At 44.8% G+C, this 23,508-nt stretch carries 13 protein-coding genes; 6 read left to right on the top strand and 7 right to left on the bottom strand.

Annotation, left to right across the window (positions count from 1 at the left end; genetic code table 11):
* Nucleotides 1–2,540 (bottom strand): filamentous hemagglutinin N-terminal domain-containing protein (locus J7545_RS03175; RefSeq protein ID WP_318719124.1); only part of this gene is annotated, 2,540 nt, incomplete at its 3' end.
* 475 nt (nucleotides 2,541–3,015) lie between these two features.
* Between J7545_RS03175 and J7545_RS03180 the strand changes: the two genes are divergently transcribed.
* The 3 genes from J7545_RS03180 (at nucleotide 3,016) to J7545_RS03190 (ending at nucleotide 7,099) form a co-directional block, all read left to right on the top strand.
* Nucleotides 3,016–5,343, top strand: coding sequence for a cache domain-containing protein (locus J7545_RS03180; protein ID WP_318719125.1), 2,328 nt, complete (start codon nucleotides 3,016–3,018; stop codon nucleotides 5,341–5,343).
* 190 nt (nucleotides 5,344–5,533) lie between these two features.
* Nucleotides 5,534–5,734, top strand: coding sequence for a hypothetical protein (locus J7545_RS03185; protein ID WP_318700475.1), 201 nt, complete (start codon nucleotides 5,534–5,536; stop codon nucleotides 5,732–5,734).
* Nucleotides 5,735–5,863: 129 nt separating this feature from the next.
* On the top strand, nucleotides 5,864–7,099 hold the full coding sequence (locus tag J7545_RS03190; RefSeq protein ID WP_318700474.1) for an MFS transporter: 1,236 nt from the start codon (nucleotides 5,864–5,866) through the stop codon (nucleotides 7,097–7,099).
* 117 nt (nucleotides 7,100–7,216) lie between these two features.
* On the opposite strand, the gene J7545_RS03195 is transcribed toward J7545_RS03190, so the two are convergent.
* The 3 genes from J7545_RS03195 to J7545_RS03205 form a co-directional block, all read right to left on the bottom strand.
* Entirely contained in the window at nucleotides 7,217–7,885 is a 669-nt protein-coding gene (locus tag J7545_RS03195) for a PEP-CTERM sorting domain-containing protein (protein WP_318719126.1), read from the bottom strand.
* Nucleotides 7,886–8,173: 288 nt separating this feature from the next.
* Nucleotides 8,174–11,263: a 5'-nucleotidase C-terminal domain-containing protein gene (locus J7545_RS03200; RefSeq protein ID WP_318700472.1), complete on the bottom strand. Its 3,090-nt coding sequence runs from the start codon at nucleotides 11,261–11,263 to the stop codon at nucleotides 8,174–8,176.
* Between the two features lie 148 nt (nucleotides 11,264–11,411).
* Nucleotides 11,412–12,065 carry a CHAT domain-containing protein gene (locus J7545_RS03205; RefSeq protein ID WP_318700471.1) on the bottom strand — a complete coding sequence of 218 codons (654 nt, stop codon included), beginning with the start codon at nucleotides 12,063–12,065 and terminating at the stop codon, nucleotides 11,412–11,414.
* A gap of 245 nt (nucleotides 12,066–12,310) precedes the next feature.
* Between J7545_RS03205 and J7545_RS03210 the strand changes: the two genes are divergently transcribed.
* A complete protein-coding gene (locus tag J7545_RS03210) occupies nucleotides 12,311–13,237 on the top strand; it encodes a PP2C family serine/threonine-protein phosphatase (protein WP_318700470.1) in 927 nt (308 codons plus the stop codon).
* A 45-nt stretch (nucleotides 13,238–13,282) separates the two neighbouring features.
* Entirely contained in the window at nucleotides 13,283–15,667 is a 2,385-nt protein-coding gene (locus tag J7545_RS03215) for a protein kinase domain-containing protein (RefSeq protein WP_318700469.1), read from the top strand.
* 129 nt (nucleotides 15,668–15,796) lie between these two features.
* Here J7545_RS03215 and J7545_RS03220 read toward each other — a convergent pair whose 3' ends face one another.
* Nucleotides 15,797–19,372 carry a hypothetical protein gene (locus J7545_RS03220; RefSeq protein ID WP_318700468.1) on the bottom strand — a complete coding sequence of 1,192 codons (3,576 nt, stop codon included), beginning with the start codon at nucleotides 19,370–19,372 and terminating at the stop codon, nucleotides 15,797–15,799.
* A 39-nt stretch (nucleotides 19,373–19,411) separates the two neighbouring features.
* Between J7545_RS03220 and J7545_RS03225 the strand changes: the two genes are divergently transcribed.
* Nucleotides 19,412–20,431, top strand: a complete 1,020-nt coding sequence (locus J7545_RS03225; protein ID WP_318719127.1) for an Hpt domain-containing protein — start codon at nucleotides 19,412–19,414, stop codon at nucleotides 20,429–20,431.
* A gap of 51 nt (nucleotides 20,432–20,482) precedes the next feature.
* Here the strand turns inward: J7545_RS03225 and argS are convergent, their stop codons facing one another.
* Nucleotides 20,483–22,240: an arginine--tRNA ligase gene (gene argS, locus J7545_RS03230; RefSeq protein ID WP_318700466.1), complete on the bottom strand. Its 1,758-nt coding sequence runs from the start codon at nucleotides 22,238–22,240 to the stop codon at nucleotides 20,483–20,485.
* Nucleotides 22,241–22,269: 29 nt separating this feature from the next.
* Complete coding sequence (gene nadC, locus J7545_RS03235) at nucleotides 22,270–23,133, bottom strand: carboxylating nicotinate-nucleotide diphosphorylase (RefSeq protein ID WP_318700465.1); 864 nt, start codon at nucleotides 23,131–23,133, stop codon at nucleotides 22,270–22,272.
* Nucleotides 23,134–23,508 lie beyond the last annotated feature (375 nt).

Consider the following 23,508-nt stretch of genomic DNA (forward strand, 5'->3'; position numbering starts at 1 on the left):
TCTCTTGTGGGAGGCTGTTCTCTTGTGGGAGGCTGTTCTCTTGTGGGAGGCTGTTCTCTTGTGGGAGGCTGTTCTCTTGTGGGAGGTTGTTCTCTTGTGGGAGGCTGTTCTCTTGTGGGAGGCTGTCCTCTTGTGGGAGGCTGTTCTCTTGTGGGAGGCTGTTCTCTTGTGGGAGGTTGTTCTCTTGTGGGAGCAGTGGGATCCCTGGGAGGGGCTTCTGGTGCAGTCATTGTTGGGTTTGTTGCAGTCGTGATGATTTGAATATTCTCTGTATCCTGGGTATGAGGTTCTAGATATTCATTAGTAATACGGATCGTTGATTCTATCCCCGTGCCTCTGGTAATCGCGCCTGCTGTACCATTGGTGGTGGCATCGCCGACAATAAAAGGGGTTGTGCCATTTCCACCATGGGTAATTGTGATCCTTCCACCATCTGTGTCTCCAACGGCTGAAATACTGGCGGTTTCACTATTGCTGGCGTTGAAGGTTCCGGTAACGCGGACAAAACCATCAGCCGTAAGGTTAACATTTCCTCCAGTGGTTGACCCTTCGGTATTGATTGAGGTTACTTCTATATTTTGGGAACTGTTTAAAGTAACATTGCCTCCATTACTGGTAGTGCTAGAAGTATCAATACTGCCCAGGGAGATTGTGCTATCAGCAGTTACATTGACTGTACCGCCACTGGTGGTAATATCTCCAGTGGCAATCTGATTGGAGATCGCACTAAACTGACCCCCTTCTGTATTCAGCACTGCATTCACATCGATGTTTGGAGTATCTGCTGCCGTTGCACCACCGAGTAAAATATCTCCTCCATTGGTACTAATATTCTGATTAATATCAATAGAAGAGTTAGTTGATGCAGTGCTATCTTTGAGGGAAACCAAGCCTCCCCCTGTACTCAGTGGAGCATTAACGTTAATGGTGGGAGCATCAAGGGTGAGATTTCCATTATTGGTGGTGATGCTTTCCAGAACATCTATAGAGGTTCCAGCTTCAGCAGAGAGTCCGACAGATTCAAAGGTCATATTAACCGCTGCACTGAAGGTGATATTTTCACTTGCTTGCAAGGTGACGTTGGCTTCTGCACTATTAATGGCACTTACATTGATGCGGGTAATACTTTCGCTAGTATTCAGGTCATTATCACTAAATTGGTCTACGTCTTCTAGGTTGCTGGTGTCTCCTCCTTCAGGAACCACTGTAATATTGGTGGGGTCAAGCAATAGCGTTCCTATTTTTCCTTGAGGTGCAGTGGTGTCTACTTCTCCTTGGTACTTTAAAAATGATTGACCGGAAACTTCAACAAATCCGCCATTCCCAGAATTTTCTCCTCCTCTGGCACTAATTTGACCTAAAAATTGGGTGGTATCATCGCTCCAGATGACAATGTTTCCCCCATCTCCATTGAGGAGTGCATCAGCATTGATGATGCTGTTTTCACTCACTAGGGTAAACTCACTGTTAGGAAGGGGTCCCTTTCCTTGGAATGAACCGCCAATGTTGATGATTCCACCACCTTGGTTTCCAGAAGCATTAATCTGAGCATCGATGATACCAACGCGATCGCCTAGAATATTTATATTTCCGCCGGTTATACTAGAAGTATCGAGGGTTCCGGAGGCGATCGCCACTCCCGATCTATCTGGAAGCGCGATCCCCGATCCGGTTAACACCACCTGTCCCTGGGAATTAACCGTTAAACTTTTGGCATGATCCAGTTTACTGCTGGTCAACAGTTCAGGAAGTGTTAACGGGGTAATTGCTTGAGAGTTGCTATTTTGCGAGTTCACAGGCAGATCTAAACTTAATAGATGGCCGTCTTGGGAGATCCGCACCGAATTGTGTCCCGGAACCGCAGCGATCGTAATACTTCCCCTTGGTGCGGATAGGGTGCCAAAATTAAGCGTATTACCACCAATTAAACCTAGCGTTTGCTGTGCATTAACTTGTAAATTACCCAGATTAACAATACTTCCAGGATTTGCCCCCTCAAACTTAAATTCCGCAGGTGTTCCTGTTAAGGTACTCCAATCATTAGAACCCACTACATTAAACCATTGATCGATTCCTAATCCTATTGAAGTTGCTGTTGTTCCATAAAAGTCTGCGGGTACATTTAAACTGGAATTTGGGCCAAATAGAATCCCCGCAGGATTGACTAAATAAAGGTTAGCCGTACTATTACTCAGTTGAATTAATCCATTAATAATGGAAGGATCTCCACCAACCACACGACCCAAAATATTTTGGATATCCGGTTGAGCCATAAAGGTAGCAATTTGTCCCTGGGTTAATCCAAACTGTTGGAAACTATGGAAGAGGTTTTGCCCAGCTTGCGTTCCGCCTTGAATATTAAACTGTTGATTATTCCCTGGAGAAATAATAGTTCCTACCCCATCTTGTGCCGGAATAATCGATTGAGCGAAAGCTGGCGAAGCGAATCCACCATTGAAATACATCAGGGTACTCGCCACTAGAGAATAAACCCACCCATATTTCTCGCCAGCTAGACTCTTATTAATAAGTCTGTTCATACTTCCCCATTCCCAGGATCGTAATTGTTTAAAGTAAAATAATCTATCTTTTTCGATTAAAGTAAGAGAGAGTCGATAGAGATTAGTAGACTATTTTCATCTATGATAGCTTTTTTCTGACCATAAGATCTTAATAATGATTTAATAATCTTCACATTTTTTTCACACTAGTGAGCTAAAATAGCTAGATGGTACTGATGTTTGAGTTGCGATTGAGCCTGAGTAGAAGGCGATCTCTGATACATCTTGACTTAGAGAATAACCTTCAACATGCGTCGTCAATCATTTATTTTGACTTGTCTTCTCAGTGTTTTAACCCTGACTAGAGTATTCATTCTTGTGAGCTTTGAAAATAACGTTTTTCAAAATTGCCATGAAAAATCTTTTTTTTGATCATAACAATAAAGTTTTCCCTAAAGTTTTTTCTCTGTCTACTCAACTCCGATATAGCCTAATTTTAATAGGTGTTGTTAGTGTGTTAACCACTGGCACCATCCTGGGATATTTTAGTTTTAAATCTGAGCTAGAAAAAAATCAAGAGTTACAACAAAAACGTTCGGAATCAGCAGCCAATAAAATCAATAACTACTTAGATAATATCCAGAGAAAGTTGGGGTATTTATCAACAATTAGAGGGTTGACAAGTTTAGATATTAAAGACCAAAAAAATTTACTAGAAGGATTGATTCGTTCTAACAATGCCTATAAATCTGTCGCCATTATCGATCGTCACGGTAAAGTAATTAATTTAGTCTTTCTCAATCCGGAAAAAGAAATATACTTGGGACAGGACATGAGTAACTCTCCAATTTTTAAGTACTCTTTTAATAAAAACGATCGGTATCTCACTTCTGTTCATATCAATCAAAAAAATGGTCTACCTCAAACTATATTATCTGTGCCGATTCGCAATGAAGAAGATCGAATTGATGGTGTACTAATTGCTGAAATTGATTTAAGCTTTCTTGGATTAATCGTTTCCAATACCACCGTAGGTAAAACGGGCTATACATATGTTTTAGACGAGCGTAATATCATGGTTGCTAAAACAGGAATGATGGAAGAAAACTTTGAATTTCAACACATTTCTAATCCGGATTTGTTAAAGCATCTTTTCCCTCAGCAGAAGACTCAACTCAATATTTATTCAGGATTGTACGATCAAAAAGTCTTAGGTGCAACTACTGCTATTCCCAGTATGCAATGGAAGTTAGTGGTTGAGTTACCAGTTAATGAAGCTTATGCACCGATCGCCAGAATGTTATGGATTACCAGTATATCTTTGTTTATTATTACACTTGTTTCTATGGCGATTGGATTTTATCGTGCCCATCGTATTCTCTCTCCACTTAAGCATTTGACAGAAGCAGCCCTGGAAATTCGCCAAGGGAATTTTGATACTAAAGTTGAGATTGTAGAATCGGATGAATTAGGGCTTTTAGCTACCGCATTTAATCAAATGACAGCTCAAGTAGGAAAGTTATTTAAAGTATTGGAAGCAGAAAAAACTTTTGTTTCCACTATTCTAGATACGGCTGGATCTTTGGTTCTTGTTTTAGACGATCGAGGCAGAATTGTGAGATTTAACCGTGCCTGCGAACAAACCACACTATATTCGTTTAAAGAAGTTAAGAATAGTTTCTTTTGGGAGATATTCTTAGCAGATGATGATAGACAACTGGCTCAATCGAACTTCAGTCAATTTCAAGACCAGTCTTTTGATGCTCAAGAGTCAAATTTACAATTTCCGATTCAATATGAAAGTTCTTGGATAACCAAAGATAAACGCTTACGGCAAATCGCTTGGTCGGATACCGTATTACTTGACGATCGAGGCTATATTCAATATGTGATTAGTACGGGAACCGATATTAGCGATCGCAAAGTCGCAGAAGAAGAACTCAAACAGGCGAAAGAATCTGCAGAAGTCGCCCTGAAAAACCTACGAGCTACTCAAAGCCAACTTATTCAAGCTGAAAAAATGTCCGGCTTAGGTCAATTAGTAGCGGGAATTGCCCATGAAATCAATAATCCGATTAATTTTATCCATGGCAATATTTTACCGGCAGAAACCTATGCACAAGATCTGTTGACTTTGATTGAGTTGTACCAAAAATATTACCCAGAACCCCCAAGTGAAATCGCACAATTCATGGAAGGAATAGAATTGGAATTTATATTTCCTGATTTTCGGAAACTTTTATCTTCGATGAAATTAGGCTCGGAACGAATTCGAGAAATTGTTGATTCACTCCGAAACTTTTCCCGTCTGGATGAAGATGGAATTAAGGAGGTTGATGTGCATGAAGGAATTGAGAATAGTTTATTGATTTTGCAAAACAACCTGAAAGGCAAATTAGAACAAAAAGAAATTGAAGTGATTAAAGATTATGGAGAACTGCCTAAAATCGAATGCTACCCAGGTCAATTAAATCAGGTTTTTATCAATATTTTAGCCAATGGCATTGATGCTCTAGACAATTGCCGAACGATCCCCTCTGAGTCTGACGAGGGAAAGTTGCCGACCTTAACCATTTCCACCTCCTTATCCAGTCCAGATCGGGTTATGATTACAATCGCTGATAATGGTCCAGGAATATCTGCTTCCATTAGAGAACAATTGTTTAATCCCTTTTTTACGACTAAACCCGTGGGTCAAGGAACCGGTTTAGGCTTGTCCATTAGTTATCAAATTGTGGTAGAACGACATAGAGGAAGCTTATCTTGTATTTCTGAAGTCGGAGGGGGAGCAGCGTTTCAGATTGCACTTCCCGTTTCCCAAGGTATATCGAGAAAAATTTGACTACTCTCTCAGGAAACCTCAGTGGAAATAATGGTTTCTTGACGTTGTCCCTGAGATCTAACATTACATTTTGTAACGAAACTTGGCGGCGATCGTTAAGCTTCATTGCAAAAGGTTCACTGCAAAAATCAAGCCATGGTAGGCTCTATCCTGTTGGCAAACCCTAAGAGCATAACGGCAGGAGAACACCTTGACTTCAGAGCGGAACCTAACCCACAACTCTTTGCATAGTGAAGACTTCAGTGAGTACGTGGCCCATCTCCAACTTCACATGGCGCTACAAGCTCGTAATCTCCTCCCCAACTATAAACATGCTGCTGATAGTCGCGAACAGCTCCTTCAAGAAACGCAAGCTGATTTAGAAAAGTTAGTTTCTCGCCAAGTTGTCTAACAACATTTTGTAGTTTCCATCGTTTCCAACTCCATCTTCACTCCCAGGGCAATCATGCCCTGTTTTTTTCTTTTCCCCAGGATAGGAACTCCATGATTATACTAAGAAGGGTTGATCCTAGGGGAATATATGAAGGTCTTTCTAACCCTGAGCGCCAGTGAACGAAAAAACCTGCTGTTGATGTTTGCAGCGGGTTTGCTGTTTTGGTCAAGTATCGGCTCTTTGTTGCCTACTTTACCGCTTTATCTGCGATCGCTGGGGATAGCGGATCAACAATTAGGCTTTGTCATGGGAGCTTTTGCCATCGGCCTATTATTAGCTCGACCTTACATTGGAGCGATCGCCGATCGCCACAGTCGTAAACGGGTGATTCTCATCGGTACAGCCGTTTGTGGTCTCGCTCCCCTCTGTTATCTCTTAGTAAACTCTGTTCCCTCCCTGATGATGGTGCGGAGTTTCCATGGCATTAGTTTAGCCTCCTTTACCACTGGATATATTGCTCTGGTGACAGATCTAACCCCCCCTAAAAATCGGGGTGAAGTTCTGGGTTACATGAGCTTGATTAATCCGGTTGGTGTGTCCTTTGGCCCAGCTTTAGGAGGATTTGTACAGCAAGCCTTTGGCAATGAATATCTGTTTATCTTAACTGGTAGCTTCGGATTCCTGGCCTTTTTAATTATGACTCAAGTTCAAGAAAAAAGGCGAACTGATAACCTAGACAAAACAGACTCTTCAACTGCTATTCAACCTGGATTATGGCGCTTACTTCTGAGTCCCCGAATTCGGATTTTAAGTCTAGTTCTTTTGCATGTCGGTCTAGCATTTGGAGCCATGACTGCCTTTATTTCTCTCTTAATTCAGGCAACTGGAGTCAACTTCAATGCTGGATTGTTTTTTACCGCTGCTGCCATTACCAGCTTTGGTATTCGTTTGGTAGCTGGTCCTTTGAGCGATCGCATCGGCCGAGGTATCTTTATTACCCTTAGCATCTCCCTCTACGGGATCTCCATGTTTATGCTCACCTTCGCCGATACAGCCTGGCTCTTTTTACTCTCTGGATGCATTGAAGGAGCAGGTTTTGGTCTCTTAATTCCCACCACTTCCGCCATTGTCGCCGATCGCGCCTATCCCCATGAACGAGGACGCTTATTTGGTCTGTGTTTAGGAGGTTTTGATCTAGGAATCGCCCTCGCTGGACCCATCGCTGGCATGATTGCCCAAGCCTTCTCTTATCAAACCATCTTTATCTGTATTACCCTCATTCTCATTTTAGGTTTATTACTGTTCTTAACCCAATCGAGCAAAGACTTACCCCACTCCCTGCGCTATGCCTTGGGACGAGGACGAGATATCTATGCACTCTAATCCATTGAATCATTGAATCATCAATTATTAAAAAACCCTGCTTTTAGCAGGGCACAGAACACAGAAAGGAGCAAACTTAACAAACTTATATCCGTTTAGGAAATCAGAGCATAGACTTTAGGCTAACCGCTTGCGGAGCATGAAGGAAGCCATTCCTGCCACTGCCAGTAATCCAACTGTAGTGGAAGATTCCGGAACGGGTTGAGCGGCAAATGCAGCGCCAGAGAATGTAATCCCCTTAAAAGTTTCGCCGCCCTCTAACCGACGTTGAAAACTTTCAACCGTAATCCCAGCTTCAGCCAACTGGAAGGTGAGAACTCCTGTTCCCAAGGAAGTTTGATTATCGTCACTGGTGAAAAATCCAGAAAACCCGAAGTTGATCCCTAAAATACCTGAAGCAGTTTGACTAACTTGTAATCCCGAATGACTGGTTAAATCAAAGGTAGAGACCCCATCAGCACTATTACTTCCAGGTACACCCGCACTTAAATCTAGAAAGTTGGCGATGCTGCTCTCAGAGAAGTTGATATCTTTAATAAAAGCACTACCAAAATCCTCAAAGCTTCCAGTTGCAGCAGTAATTCCGACTTCTCCTAGGGGATCGGTTAGCTTATTAGTGAAATCAATCCCTTTATTACTTAAGTTGATTGTCGTGTCAGCATTGTTGATTTGGAAACTTCCCTTGAGTGCCGCCGCTTGTGCCGCATTAGGATTAAATAAAACACCAGAAGTAAGGATAACAGCAGAAGTAGTTAGGGTAGCTTTAATGGTAGATACAGCAGACATTGATGAACTCCTAGAGCAGTAGTGAGGTGTTGCCCTCTCGACACTTTTATCATCGCTATTTTCCCTAGAAAAAGGAGTGATACAGATATTGTTTTTATGTGATAATTATCACGATTAGAAGTGTCTGATGTCCGTTGATCAAGTGATCCAATAGGTGGAAATAGGTGAAGTAAATTACAGAAAAAGAGGATAGAGATCACCCCCATGGACCGATCTCTATCCTCAAGAGCCTGAAACAAGTCAGCTCCTGGCCGCGATCGCAATATTATAGAGTTGAATAGTGCCCTCTTACAGAACGATAATTTGACTCGCTGCTAAAGCTGGAGAACCCGTTAGCGTTGCCAGAGTCTGCGCTGCCGTTGCCCCCGTACCGTCAGAATCGAAACTGAGAATGCCACCACTGTAGAGAAACTGAGCTGTCGTTCCTACAGCAGTTGCAGACTGGGTTAATGTGGGAGTTGCGCCCGCCGTGAGTCCAGTAAATTGAGAGGCAAACACGCGGATGGTATCTGAACCGTTACCAAAATCAGTAATAGTATCACTGCCATCTCCAGGAGCTGCAAACACGAAGACATCATCCCCAGTACTTCCAGTCAGGTTATCATTGCCTAAGCCACCAGCAATGATATCGTTGCCTCCATTGCCAGTAATATTATCAACACCAGAGTGACCGACCAACACATTGGCATTGCCATCGCCGTTAATCGTATTGTTCCCATCTCCAGCAATACCCATACTGGTTCCGTTGAGTACCGTATCAGCGGCAACTCTTGCGATATCTTGAATCCGGGTATCTCCAGAAGCAGGAGTTTCAGCACTATTGAAGGAAGTAGTGTCATAGTTGGCGGCTAAATGCTCTGCTAAGGCATCTTGTTCTCGGTTATCTGTGGTGAAAGTAGCGTTGCCTGTTGTAGCTTCAGGTAAGGGTGTTTGATTGCCTTGAGGGAAAGGATAGCCATCGCCTCCACCCGCCAGGAAACCAAGAGTCGCCACCTTAATAGTGCGGCTAGCGTCTCCGACAATGCTTCCATTTTCGACAACCACATCCACTGTATTCCCCTGGTCATCTTTAATGGCGAGAGAGCGGACTCGACTGTTTACAGCTTGAGAGGCATCGAAACTAAACGCCATGCCAGAAATTTGGGGAAACCGTCCGGGAGTATTTCCTGCTGCAGTATCAGAAACTCCATGTTCGGCGATTTCTTTGAGTTGTGTTGCGGTTAGAGGAACAATAGTCAGACTATTGTTAAACCGTAAGGTATTCTCGATATCCAGTTGGGAGACATCCCCTTCTTGCTTATTGGCGAGGGGGTTAGCAGGAGGAGGAGAAAATTCTAATCCTCCAGTTCCTCCTGGGGGAATAATCGCTTGTCCGATATTATCGCGAATGCCTCCCCCATTTTTCAGAGAAGCCACTACAGTGGGGTCAGTTTGGCGAGCAACAATTAAGTTAGCATCAGCAGTTAAACTACCTAGGTTAGTTTCTTCTCTCCGGACTTGAGAACGCCGTCCTTCTAAGAAAACACTCGTATTACCAAAAAGGTTACTGTCTTTAGCTGTGGCAATACCATTGATTGCCTGAGTAACCGCCACTACAGTGGGGTCAGCCACATCTTGAGGATTAACCGTTCTACCATAAACTCGGTTAACTCCTGCCGCATCCGTCGCATACGCACCACTTTCATCAAGCACTTGGCTGATGATTCCGTTGGCATCAAACCCAGCAACTAAACGACCCACATAACGATAATTGCCATCGGTGTTAATCACATAAACCGGTTCACCACTAGGAGAAGTAAATTGCTTCGGATAGACTCCAGCACTGGTATCTCCAGCACGCAGGGGATCGTCGGCATTGGCGAGAATGGTGTTAGAGCCACCAGCCATAACAATATCAACGTTATTGAGCAAACCAGCCAGTTGTTCTTCAATGCTAATCTGCTGCATGTGAGCCAGTAGAACAATTTTGTTAATGCCTTGTGCAACTAATTCATCAACGCTTTGTTGAATTATGGCAGCTAGAGCATTGATATCATTAGCGTTAGCTGGGTTAACACCAACGCCTCCGGGAGAAGAGATGGTGCCGAGGGTGGGGGTGGTTGCACCGACGACTCCAACGCGTTCGCCACCGACGTTGAGCACGACGCTTTTACTGATGCTATTGGGTTGGGGAGCTTGTGCTGAAGGAACGACTAAACCACTGAGAGTGGCTTCGGTACTGAAATCCAAGTTGCTACTCAAGTAGGGGAACTGTGTCCCCAGGTATCCATTAGCTCCAATCCCTGCCCTCGTAGTAATGGTATTGTCGGCTTGAATAAGGGTTTGTACTGTACCAGGGCCGAAGTCAAATTCATGGTTTCCCAATGCCGCAGCCTGGAAGCCGAGAGCGTTATTAATCAGGATATCTCCAATACCTCCTTGACCATCTCCATTGCCGTCTTGGTAGATTTCGGCACTGGTGCTAAAGAAGGGGCCGGGGATGTAGAGGTCTCCAGAGGTGAGTTTGAGAGTATTGGGAAAGTCGTCAGCTAGAGCATTGAGGACGGCTGAGAAGTTTACAGCATCCTCAATAGCAGGTAAACCAGCTTCTTGGTCTGCTGTGTGTAACAGTTGCAAGGTAAAGGTCACCGGACCTCCCACTGGCGCAGGGGTTGGAGTGGGAGAAGGACTAGGACTGGGAGTGATGATAGGGGTTGGAGCTGGAGAAAGAACAGGAATAGGGGTAGTGCTGGTGGTAAAGTCGCTGCTGTCAATTTGGTCAGCATTTACGCCTTGAATAGTGGCGATAATTTGTCCGCTGGTATCACGAATAACGGTACGGGTTCCGCTTCCTTGGGCAATAGTTAAGTTGCTAAACGATACTCCACTGGCTAACCCAATTCGGTCTGAACCATTGCTAAAGTCAATGAGAGTTTGTGTGCCAACGCCAACAACAAAGATATCTTGACCTGCCCCTCCCGTTAAGCTGTTGTTGCCTAAATCGCCGTATAGAACATCGTTACCAATATCACCAAAGACCGCATCGTTCCCTTGACCGCCGCGAACTACATCATTCCCTTGTCCGCCGTAGACTGCATCATCGCCAGTATTGCCGTTGAGTTGGTCATCACCTCGGTTCCCAATGAGGCTATCATTTCCGCTTGCGCCGAAGAGGACATCGCTATTTTGGCCGCCAAAGAGGAAGTCATTGCCTGCACCCCCGATTAAGGTATCGTCTCCTCGATTTCCCACTAGAATATCAATGCCTTCATCACCAAAAATGAAGTCATTACCGTCTAATCCGAACCCTAGATCGTTGCCAGCTAGCAGATTAATGCCATCATTCTGTGGAGTTCCGATAATAATGTCATTGTTAACCGTCCCATTAATGAGTCCCACGAGTTAATGCTCCTAAAGTTAATTCCTTGTCTAAGAAATTAAGGGGTTAAGGTTAATGGGATATTATGCTTACTTTAACGATCGGAAAAATTTTTGGGGTTTAATACCAAGTATTAACGTCACTACATTGAGTTAGAATATAATAGATTTAAAGCCAATTGCCGACCATTACGAAGGGTGCCCAGTAAATGGGATGATGATATTTACTGTGCAATAGGTTAATTTGAGCTTGTTGGAGGGCATTGGCTTTACTCATTCCGGGTTGATTTAAGTATTGGTAAAAATAAACCATAAACTCAGCAGTGGATTGATCTCGGACAGCCCATAAGGTAGCCAGAGTGCTTCTAGCTCCTGATCGCAAGGCAACCCCTGCTAATCCTAAAATCGCCCGCTCATCACCTTGTGCTGTTTTGCACGCACTGAGTACGAGTAATTCAATGGGGTTTTGCAATGGTTGCGATCGCGACTTGACCAACGTATCGAGTTCTCGAACATTAATCTGACTATCCCAGGTTAAGATAAACGTCTCTTCTGCATCGCTGCTAAACTGACCATGAGTGGCTAAATGAACGATGGGAAAAGGAGTTTCCTGAATTGCTTTTTTCAGTTCCTCAGCCGTAAATGTCCGATCGAGCAACACACGAGTATTAATTTCACGACTAATTTGTTCCACTTCCGAAGCAACACCAGGAAGCGAGCGAAATCCCTGGCGAGCTTCACTGAGTCCGGCAGTGAGGGCTTTTAACTGCTCTGGCTCTAGGGGCGGAGATTGGATCGGCGGCTGTTCCCCCAGTGCTGACACTCCTATGATAACGAGCAGAGCAACAGCCAGGGCGATCTCCAGGAAACGGACCCAGCAGTTATAGCACTGAAATAGTTTATTTCGACTAGGTCAGCAGTCCCAGTAAAGTGAAGCCATAGAGAGACCCGTTGCTCAAGAAAGTTGTTAAGCTCAACATCATGGAAGTCAGGGAATAGGGTGAGCAGGAGTAAGACCACAATATAATTTAAATTCCATGTCAATAATATCGTTAACGTTGTTTTCGGATGCGATACTCATTACTCAGTTATTGCTTCCCTGCCTTGGGAATGACAGAATTAGGGGTGAATATCCATGCGCTGAACAAACCAATGACCATGAGTACCCTTTCTGGAGATCTGCAAACCCCCATTCCCCACGATCCTGACCATATCTTATCCCCTTTGAATGGGTGGCAAGCGATCGCCAGTTCGGTTTTAGGGACGAGTCATCAAAAGCGAGGACAACCCTGCCAAGATGCCCATGCTTGGGATATTCTAGGGCCAGGACTGGTGGTGGCAGCAGTGGCAGATGGGGCAGGTTCGGCATCCTTGTCGGATGTGGGAGCGCAAGTGGCGACGAGGACTGCAGTAGAGCTGATTAAGCGCCAATGGGATCGATTAGCAGCAGAACAGTCAGAGGTCTGTTGGGAAGCTCTGCTGGGAGAGGTTTTAGAACATGCCCAAAATGCGATCGCTGCTGAAAGCTTAACCCGTGATGTGGAGGTGCGTCAGTTAGCGACGACATTATTAATTTTGGTTGCCAGTTCCCAGGAGGTTGCTGTAGCACAGATAGGAGATGGAGCAGTCGTAATTGGCGATCGTCAAGGCCATATTACTGCACTGACCCAGCCAGAAAACGGAGAATATGCGAATGAAACCACGTTTTTAATTTCTCCCAACGCCTTAGAAAGTGCCCAAATTAAGGTTTGGGAAGGGGAGATTGCCCATTTTGCCCTCTTCTCAGATGGTCTACAACGATTAGCCTTAAAATTACCAGAAGGTACGCCCCACGCTCCGTTCTTTACTCCTCTATTTCGGTTTGTCGATCAAATGGAGGATTCTCAAGCAGCCGAGAGTGAACTTCAGGGTTTTCTCTCTCATCCGCGTATTACGGAGCGGACAGATGACGACCTGACTATAGTTTTAGGTAGCCTGAAGTCAATTAATAATTAACCATTAATCATTAATATTTTTTCCTTTTCTTAAGATAAATGGATTATGAAGCTTCAACGCCAATCAAATCAAGAATGGATAGATTTACAAGCGGCCACAGAATTAGGGGTTGGTGGTGAAGCTAAGGTCTACGGACTCAGCGAAGATAAGACCCTGGTGGCCAAGGTTTATCATAAACTCAAACCGGAATATGGTCTGAAGTTAACGGCCATGTTGGAAAATCCACCCAATAATCCCACGGCGAACCAAAATCATCTTTCTTTTGCTTGGCCAGAAGATTTGCTGTTCAATCAGAAGCAACAGGTGGTGGGGTTTCTGATGCCGCGCATTAGTGAAATGCGACCAATTATTGATTTATATAATCCCAAAACTCGCCGTACCCAATGGCCTTGGTTTGAATATTCCCGTTTGCATCGAACAGCGAGAAATTTGGCGGGCGCTCTGAAGAGTTTGCACGAGCGGGGTTATGTGATTGGAGATATCAATGAATCGAATATTTTAGTCACGGAAACGACCCTAATTACCCTGGTGGATATGGACTCCATTCAGGTAAAACATCCAGAAACAAAAGAAGTTTATCGCTGTCCAGTCGGTAAGCCAGAATTTACGCCTCCAGAGTTGCAAGGTCAAGCGTTTGGCAATTTAGACCGGACTCCAGAACAGGATTGTTTTGGATTAGCGGTGTTGATTTTTCAGTTGTTGATGGAGGGAACCCATCCCTTTGCAGGGGTGTATAAATTGCCTGGAGATCCTCCGGCGATCGCCCAACGCATTGCTCAGGGTTATTTTCCCCATGGCAGGCGATCGGTTCCTTTAACACCTATGCCCGTATCTCCCCCATTTACTCTGTTATATCCCAAACTACAAGTGTTGTTTCGGCGCTGTTTTGAGGAGGGATTTGATAATCCCCATGTACGCCCGGATGCTAAAGTGTGGCAGTTGGCGCTCCAGGATGCAGAACGGGATTTAATCACTTGTAGCAAAAACGATCAACATCGCTATGGCAGTCATTTGGATCGCTGTCCTTGGTGCGATCGCACTCAACGATTAAAGGGTCGCGATCCCTTTCCCTCTCAAGGGGCGGTACAGCGAGGACTTCACCTCAAACCGGTTAACCGCAAGAAGATTCCCATTCAACCGGCACCTGCCCATCATTGGGGATATAATCGGGTATCTAATGCCCCTTCAACGGCTCCAGGATGGTCTAATTTTACGCCACTCCCTCCCTCCACGTCTGGTTATCCTCAGAATACAGGAGGAGGAGGAGGGACAGTTCCAGTGATGCAAGCCTCTTGGCGCGATCGACGGCGACCTTCTTTGCATCCTTTATTGGCAGGAATTTTCGTCTTAAGTTTAGCGGTAGCGGGGGTTTGGTATGGAAACCAAACCCGGATCGGCGAAATGGGGTTTCGTGCCGCCCAGAAACTGGAACTCAAGCAAGGGAATCTGCATATTCGTCGTCTACATACCATTGATTCCCAGAAAGAACCCATTAACGCGATCGCCATTAGTCCCAATGGTCAAGTTTTAGCAAGTAATGGTATGGATGGTACAGTTAGACTGTGGGAACTACCGAGTGGAAATCCAACCCAAACCCTGGAAGCTCATCAGGATCAGCGCGGTTCCTATGCAGTCAGTGAAATTGCCTTGAGTCCCGATGGCAAACTCTTAGCTAGTGCCAGTCGTAGCGATAATGGATTGAAACTGTGGGATCTCACGAATAACCAACAATGGCAAATCAAACCCCAGGAGGGATTGCAAGGAGTAGTGACCTTGGCGATTAGTAATCAGTATAAGATTTTAGCCACAGGCAGTCGCGATCGCACGGTCAAATTATGGGACTTATATAATGGCTTTCGCCGCTTAACCTTTGCCTGGGAAACCGGATGGGTAAACCGTTTGGCACTCAGTCCCGATCAAAAAACTTTAATTGCCGGTACAGATACAGGCAATCTCTATCAAGTGAATTTGGTAAATCTTCAGGATAAAATGCTGCCGAAAATTACCCACTCTGCCGTGGGAGCCTTGGTCTTTATGCCCGATAATCAACAGTTTATTGTCGCTCAAAGTAGCCAAATATTCATCCGTGACTTAGCTTCTGGAGCTGTACAACTGACTCTGCTGCATCCGGGAGAAGTTAGAGCCTTGGCGGTGAGTCCCGATGGTAAGATTTTAGCTAGTGGTGGCGGCGATCGCACCATTCAAATCTGGAACCTAGAAACCCAAGAAATTATCGGCTTACTCCGAGATCATCAGGGTGAAGTCCTATCCCTTGCCTTTAGTCCCAAAGGCGATCTCTTAGTCAGTGGTGGAGCAGATGGGAACATTAAGATCTGGCAAGTCAGTTCAATTAATAATATCAAATCTGGAAAAAGGGCCATAGAGATGAGTGAGCTATTCTCAAGACCTGTAGCCCTCCAAACAAGATAATAACTGTGTGCGAAGGCCTTGCCCGGCTCACACCGAAAGGAACAGGAACCCAGAAGAGCAACAGTAAGGGAAAAGAAATCGCACAGAGTCGCTGAGGTCAAAAAAGACCATTCGGTAGACGAGGGATGATTATCCCAAGCCAAAATCTGTGGGGGCAACCGGTTCAATATCCGGATCAAAACCTCCCACTTGGTTTGTGCGTAGCATCCAACAGACCGCTCCTTGATCCAAAAATGTTTTTGTTACCACATCATGGGCGAGTTTCGGTAATAAAGAACGCCAACTGGCTAACGTGCTATAAATCATTTTTGCCGGTTGCTCGATCGCGAATTGTCCCAGCGTTGCATCATCCGATTGCCAATCTTCTCGTACAATCCTTAAGGGTGCCAATTGTTGCCTTAAGTGTGCCCCCAGTTCAACAAGTTGCTCAAACCGTTGGGTTTGCTCGTGATTGGGATTGGCTTCTAACCATCGTTGAATTTCTGGATTAGCCTGAAATTGCTCCACTGTCCGTTCAATTGCCCGATACAAAGCTTGGGAAGAATCTTGAACGCAGGAATTAATCGGCGTGACAAACGTGGTACCTGTACCATCTCCAATACGGTAACGAGCCGCCATAATATCTAATTCGAGGATGATATTGTCAAGAACCGAAAAGCGCAGACCATCAAAATTATAGTCATCTGTCAATGGACTAAACTTAATCAACGTATCGCCAATGGGACGGCATCCCATCCATCCCCATTGGCGATCGCCGCTATAGCGCTCCCAAGACAACGAACCGGCAATAATGCCATCAGTATTATGGGTATAGATTTGCCGATATTCAATCTCAAATTTGAGCGAACCTGTAAATGGATCTTCAACCACATGGGCAATTCCATAGGAAAAATGACCGAAGAAAATCCCCATCGGTGCAAACTCAGCCTTTTGGCCGCCAATTCCACCATACATATGAATCAGTAAGAGGCGATCGCCCGCGTAAATGCCCCGGTTGCTTAAACTGGCTTGATTGGGGTCATTCACTAACAGCACTTTGGAAATCGTACCTTTTTTCGCTGCTAAATTAGCCCAACAGTCTCGGTCAATATAGCGTTGGGTATCCCGTTTCCCTTCAATCATCCGATCCGGAGTCACCCCAAACAAACTCGCTGGAGCAAGAGAGAGAACCACAAATTCTCCCTGCTCATTTTTCATTCCTGTAATTCGCCATCCCTGGGGATTCACCGGAGACTGTTCAAGCTGATAATTCGTGGAGGGAAATACCCCATTGCGATCGGCCACCACAGAAGGAATATATACCGGTTCCTCCACCCCATCAAAGTGTCTGGACTGAGGGTTATAATGGCGTACCTGGAAGCGATCATCTCCTAAAGACCCCAAAATTGTGACTAATCCCTGGAAGCGACCGGAAATTTGTACCGGTTCCCGACGAATCACCAAGGTTGGTCGCAATCCAACCTCTTCTAGGACAATCACGGGTCCTGCTAACTTCACCAGCACATCATTTACCGGTCTGGCACCAGCCAAAGATTCCAAGGGAGTAACGGCTAACCAATGATTCAGGCGATCGGGATGCACATTTCCCTCTTGTTTACTCACCTGCACCCGATCGACAAAATGCACATCTTTAGTAACTTCCTGTATCAAGGCAGTATCGGCCGGATCGTCACTCCAGCGCAAATTGATCACCTGACCCACTAAATACTGATATCGCTCATCCGTATGGTGAACTTCAAACAAAACCCCGCGCAGACGCAGACGTTGATTGGATTTTGGCAGGAGCAACCGTCCCATCCAAGTCCCTACCGGTTTATACAATCTTGGATTAATCGTTTGCTCAATTGGGTAATAGAACGGATAACTTTCTGGTTGATTAAACAAGACACTGCGATAACGCTGATAGTTACTGATCGCTAGTTCATGGGGATTAACACCCATTGTCCAATCTTCCAAGAGGATACCGGTCATTAAATCCACCGTTTGATCCATGTAACTGCGCCCATCTGGCAGGAACGTATAATCATCTAACGGACCAGTTGGCCCATCATGACCCACAGGCCCCAGATTAATCAAGCTAATCTTGCCGCGACGTTTAGCCTGATTCCAATTGGAGTTCACCTTAATGGGCCAGCGTCCAGGAAAGCAAAGCGGCCCTAAGCGTTCAACGTTATCGTTTTCACCCACTAGATGATAGAGGTGTTCAACATCCATCGCTCCTGTATTACCACTGATCACACCAGCTAGGGAAATTACTTCGATGTTAGCTCCTGTCGCTCGATAGAGATATGAAACAGAAGCCATAGACATCTGTCCTCCACCGCTATAGCCAATTAATGTAATTGGGGTTTGGCTCTCCACTTGGTAGCCAAAGTTAATCAAACTCTCGAATAGAACTTGAGCTAGGCCTTGGTTTTGAATCGGGCCATAACGAGGATCGGCTGCCACAGCAACAGCAATCATATTACGGATATTGATAATAAAGCCAATCGGATGATCCGGTGCTTTCAGTTTGATCGAATCAATAATGCGCCACAAGAAAGCTAAGGGTCGGTCTTCAGTTAAGGAACGATTGGTGACTGAATAGGGAATAATTCCTTTGACGATCAGAATATTATCAGGAACAGCATCCGCTAGACGATTAAGCAACAGTTCTACATCGGGTAAGTATTCGTGGCTTCCTTGGGAAATCCCATCTAAGTAGATGACGTAGCGGGAAATTTGGGTAGAAGTGGAGGCTTGACGAACTGGTTCACCCGGATAGCTCAAGTCTTCATCTCCATACCATCCAGCCCACCATCCCAGGCTTTCTACTGGAGTAAGGACAATGGCAAACAGGAGCGCGAGGAAACTCATCAAGCTCAGATCTACAATCAGATCCAGGGTTTTAGTTAAGGACGCATACCAATTTCCCAAGCCTTGATAGGATGACGGGGAAAAGAGGAAAGCAAGGATCATACCGATCGAGACGGCAATTATGATTTTGACAGAGCCAGGAAGGGACGAGCCTCCAGTTTTGGCTTGCGCTTTTTCTTTGACCCAAGCGGGTTTTTGCCGACCTCGATCTCCTTGATATCCAGCTCTCACCTGTTCTTCAAGTTCTGCTTTGCTGAAAACCAGTTGAGTTCCAGCTACAGTATTCATCAACCAATGTCCCAAGACTGTAATGGGCCGACCAATGGTACGCTGGCACAGTTGTAGGAATACCCATCCTAAAGCAGCGCAGCTAAAGGCTGCCCAGGTGTCGAGTTGGGTTAATACTTCAAAGCTAACAATGACGGCTAAGAAACTCCAGATCGAGAGAATAACTCCTATTGGTACACCCAGATAAGGGATAGCTACAAGGAAACCCAGCATTTGAGGGGCGTAGCTGAGTCCAATGATGCGGGCAACATCCCCAAATTGGGTGTTGAGGTTAAATAAGATGTTCCCAACAAACCAGACACTTAGGGCCCAGAATCCATAGGCGATCGCAAATAAAATGGCGGCACAGGTTAAACTGAACCCAAAGCGAATGGGTTTAACTTGATTAATATATAGAACAATTGATTGACCGATCGCCTGAGCCATCCCTGCTGCTAAAACCACAATGAGGGCAACGCTACCCCCTAACGGTAAGGTGTTGATCAGTTCAAAGGCTTCAGGATTGAGAGTTAATGCACTACTAACGAGATGCCAAAATTGATCGAGGGCAGTATCAGTCATGGGTTTTTAGGGGGGCAAACGATTGCATCCTGAATAGTTTTGGCTCGATTGTACACTGACTTGGTAACATGGAAATACCATATTGGACGACTTCAGACTGATTCGACTGTTTTGGGGGCGATCGCGATGACAGACAATTCGCAAATTATTGGTTATTTTCTCGAAGAAGCTAAAGAGCATCTCGATACCATTGAACAAGGACTGTTAGGCCTTCAGGCCGCGATGAAAGACCAAGAAAGCCTCAATGAGTTATTCCGAGCCGCTCACTCGGTTAAGGGAGGAGCTGCCATGTTAGGGTTTACCAGTATTCAGAAAACCTCCCACCGCCTTGAAGATAGTTTTAAGATTCTGAAAGAAAATCCTCAAATTCCAGTGGATCACAAGCTGGAAAATTTGTTTCTCAGCGGCTTTGATGTGCTGCGAGACTTACTCGAACGAGTTCAAGGACCATTTGGACTTCGAGATGATGAAGCTAAAACGATCCTAGATGAAGCTGAACCTCGATTTGTCCAGCTCCAAGCTCATCTAGAAAGTCTCAACAGTGGAGGTCCGGGTATTGCTGAAGAAGTGGCTCCGCCCCCTCCCAAGAAATCCCCTACTCCTGCCCCTGCACCGGTATCCAACAGTTCCGATTTCCCGCACCAAGTTACCCGCGTTTTGCGAGAAATGTTGCAAGTCTTTAAGCAGCCAACCACACCTACTAATCGTCAACAGTTAGAGGAGATTTGTTCTGGACTGTTCAATTTAGATGAACAGTCTGCGGAATGGATGAGTTTGGTGGAAACAGCTCAGACTGCAATTGGTAATCCTAAAGCCTCCTATGAAGCTTTAGCGCCTTTGGTGATTAAGGAACTCAAAATAGCAGCCGAGTTAATTAATGCAGGACGTACTCAAGAGGTCAAACCCTCTAGCGAATTAGTGAAATTGGCTGAATCTGCGATCGCTAAACGAGTCGCAATTACTCTGGAACCTCAAGCAGTCGCTCAAGTTTTGAGAGCTTCATTTAATCAAAAGCAGTTACAACAGTTAGTGGCGGCTTTGAAGAAAGGTGCTGCTTGAACAATGATTAATTATTGTTCATTGAAACAGCGATTCTTCCCTTTCATCGTTCTACATCCGCTCCAGTACCGATATACCTAACAAGGATAATCCTAACTTGAGCGTCTTGGCAGTTAAGTTAGCCAAAACCAAGCGTGAAGTCTTGTGCGGCTCTTCTGCTTTCAAAACTGGACATTGATCGTAAAACTGATTGAACTTTTGACTCACTTCAAACAAGTAGGTACACAAGCGATTAGGAAGTAAATCTTCCTCGACTTGTGCAACCTTATCATTCATTTTCAGCAGTAATCTCGCTAAAGCAAGTTCTGTAGTTTCTGTCAATTTTACCGTTGCTTCTGGGGGCAGATCCTCTAAATCAATACCTCCTTGACGGCTAATTCCTTGCACTCGCACATAGGCGTAAAGTAGATAGGGTGCGGTATTTCCTTTTAGGGATAACATCTTGTCATAGCTAAAGCGGTAATTACTGGTACGATTTTGACTAAGATCGGCATATTTTACCGAACTCAATCCTATTACTTGAGCAACATTTTGCTTGAATTCTTCTGTTTCGGTGCGCTCTTCTGCGATTAATCTTTGGTCTAAATCTTGACGTGCCCTGCGAATGGCTTCTTCTAATAGATCCCGTAATCTAACTGTTTCTCCCTCACGAGTTTTGTATTTTTTACCGTCTTTATTTTGCACTAACCCAAAGGGGACATGAATAACTTCTACGTTATCTGGTAGCCAACCCGCACGTTGCGCGACTTGAAAAACTTGGGCAAAATGATTGGCTTGCCCTGCATCCGTTACATAAATGAGGCGATCGCCCCCATCTTGTTTAATCCGATACTGTAGCGCAGCTAAATCCGTGGTGGCATAGTTATAGCCCCCATCTGATTTTTTCACAATCAATGGGAGTGGATCGCCGTCTTGATTGGTAAACCCGTCTAGAAAAACACAACTTGCGCCCTCATTTTCTTCCAGTAATCCCAAATCTTCTAAGTCTTTAACGACATCAGGGAGCAAGTCATTATAAAAGGATTCTCCTCGTTCTGTAAGCTGAATATCGAGCCAATCATAAATCACCTGAAATTCTTGCCGTGATTGCTCGCACAATAATTTCCAAGCTTTATAGCTCTGTTCATCCTTACTTTGGAGCTTAACCACTGCTTGACGAGAGGTTTCCTTAAAATCTTCGTCTTCGTCAAAACGTTTTTTGGCTTGTTTATAAAAGGCTACTAAATCTCCTAACTCTAAAGCATTAGCAGTAATCAATGCTTCTGGATAAGCTTCTTGAAGATACGTGATTAACATCCCAAATTGAGTTCCCCAATCGCCTACATGATTGAGGCGCAAAACCCGATGACCGCGAAATTCTAAAATCCGAGCAATGGAATCGCCAATAATTGTGGAGCGTAAATGTCCCACATGCATTTCTTTAGCAATGTTTGGACTGGAGAAATCTACAATTACAGTTTTTTCTTCAGCAACGGGAGCTATTCCTAGACGAGGATCGCACTGCAATTGAGCAACTCGCTGCTCTAAGTAACTGGGTTTAAACCTAAGATTAATAAATCCTTGTTTGGCAATTTCGGGAGTTTCATAAGCTTCTCCCAAGTCCAGATGATTGATGAGGATTTGGGCAATATCTTGGGGTTTTTGTTTAAGTTTTTTGGCTAGGGAGAGACCTAAATTACATTGGTAATCTCCAAATTGAGGATCGCTGGCAATAAAGATGAGGGGATCGGTATGGGCAAAATCATCCCCAAATGCAGCAACGAGGGCAGTGGAAAATTGGGTTCTGAGGCTATCTAAGGTTGAGTTCATAATTGTATGGTAGATGGCAAGTGATGACCTTACCCTAATTTCATACTTAAGTCTAGCCAGGGCGATCGCGTAATGGGGGCACTGCTGGAAATATAGTCTACTCCGGTTTTGGCGATCGCTCGAATGGTTTCTAGGGTAACGTTTCCAGAGGCTTCAATTTTGACGCGATCGCAAGAGTGGCGGATGATTTGGACGGATTCTGTCATCAACTCAATGCTCATATTATCAAGCATGATGATATCGGCTTGGTGTTCCAGCGCTTCTTGGACTTGTTCGAGGGTTTCGGTTTCGACCTCTATGGTAAGAGGGTAAGGCATCTGTTGACGAATTTGGGCGATCGCGTCTCCAATTCCCCCTGCTACAGCAATATGGTTGTCTTTAATCATCACTGCATCATCAAGTCCCATGCGATGATTCACGGCTCCCCCAACTTGGGAGGCATATTTTTCTAAGACTCTTAAGCCGGGTGTTGTTTTACGAGTATCTACAAATTGAGTGGGTAAGTCAGCAATCTGCTCTACATACTCACGGGTGGCTGTGGCAATGCCACTCAGTCGCATTGCCAAGTTTAGGGCGACTCGTTCCCCCATGAGCAAAGCTGCTAACGATCCGTTGAGTTCGGCGATCGTTTGTCCTGGACTACAGGCTTCTCCCTCTGAGAGCAGAGGTATTAGACAAGTATTGGCATCTAGGAGTTGGAAGACTCGATTGGCGATCGGTAACCCTGTCACTATACCCATTGATTTTGCCGTCCAGCGACCCTCAATAACATGATGGGACTGAAGACTTAAGCCTTGGGTTGTGCGATCGCCGCGACCAATATCCTCCATCAACCAATCTTTTAAACAACCATCCAAAGCCATCCCAACAGGCATCAATACAGTTGAACTCATAACCAACTCCTTATCCTCACTACAAATCACCAGTTATTGCCAAAATCCCAAATTTTCAAAATCTTGTCAAGGCTTACCCTGCATAGGCTGTAGCGTTTCAGGGCAAAAGAATTCGAGAATTTTGCAAAAAAGGGGTTGACAAGCCCTAGGAGGATTGGTTATATTCGTATTTGTGCTTGAGAGGGCAGCAGCGCAGAGCTGACTCCCCACTGAAGCCGCCGAACCTAGAAAATCCTATAGTTTGAAAGCCTAAGCTAAATGAGTTAGACCCTCGTTAGTTAATCAACTGAAGCAAGACTCCTTTAGGAGGAAAGCTAAAGTTAATCAAGATGATAAGGGAAAGAAGCGAAAGTTTCAATCCCCAAAGCCAAAAAA

It is taken from the genome of Roseofilum sp. SBFL, from assembly GCF_017746885.1.
Lineage (GTDB): Bacteria > Cyanobacteriota > Cyanobacteriia > Cyanobacteriales > Desertifilaceae > Roseofilum.

Excerpts from the sequence above, each read along its gene's own strand:
- J7545_RS03215 (WP_318700469.1), top strand. The coding sequence starts at position 13,283 with ATGAAGCTTCAACGCCAATCAAATCAAGAATGGATAGATTTACAAGCG.
- nadC (WP_318700465.1), bottom strand. The coding sequence starts at position 23,133 with ATGAGTTCAACTGTATTGATGCCTGTTGGGATGGCTTTGGATGGTTGT.
- J7545_RS03190 (WP_318700474.1), top strand. The coding sequence starts at position 5,864 with ATGAAGGTCTTTCTAACCCTGAGCGCCAGTGAACGAAAAAACCTGCTG.
- J7545_RS03220 (WP_318700468.1), bottom strand. The coding sequence starts at position 19,372 with ATGACTGATACTGCCCTCGATCAATTTTGGCATCTCGTTAGTAGTGCA.
- J7545_RS03210 (WP_318700470.1), top strand. The coding sequence starts at position 12,311 with ATGCGATACTCATTACTCAGTTATTGCTTCCCTGCCTTGGGAATGACA.
- J7545_RS03195 (WP_318719126.1), bottom strand. The coding sequence starts at position 7,885 with ATGTCTGCTGTATCTACCATTAAAGCTACCCTAACTACTTCTGCTGTT.
- argS (WP_318700466.1), bottom strand. The coding sequence starts at position 22,240 with ATGAACTCAACCTTAGATAGCCTCAGAACCCAATTTTCCACTGCCCTC.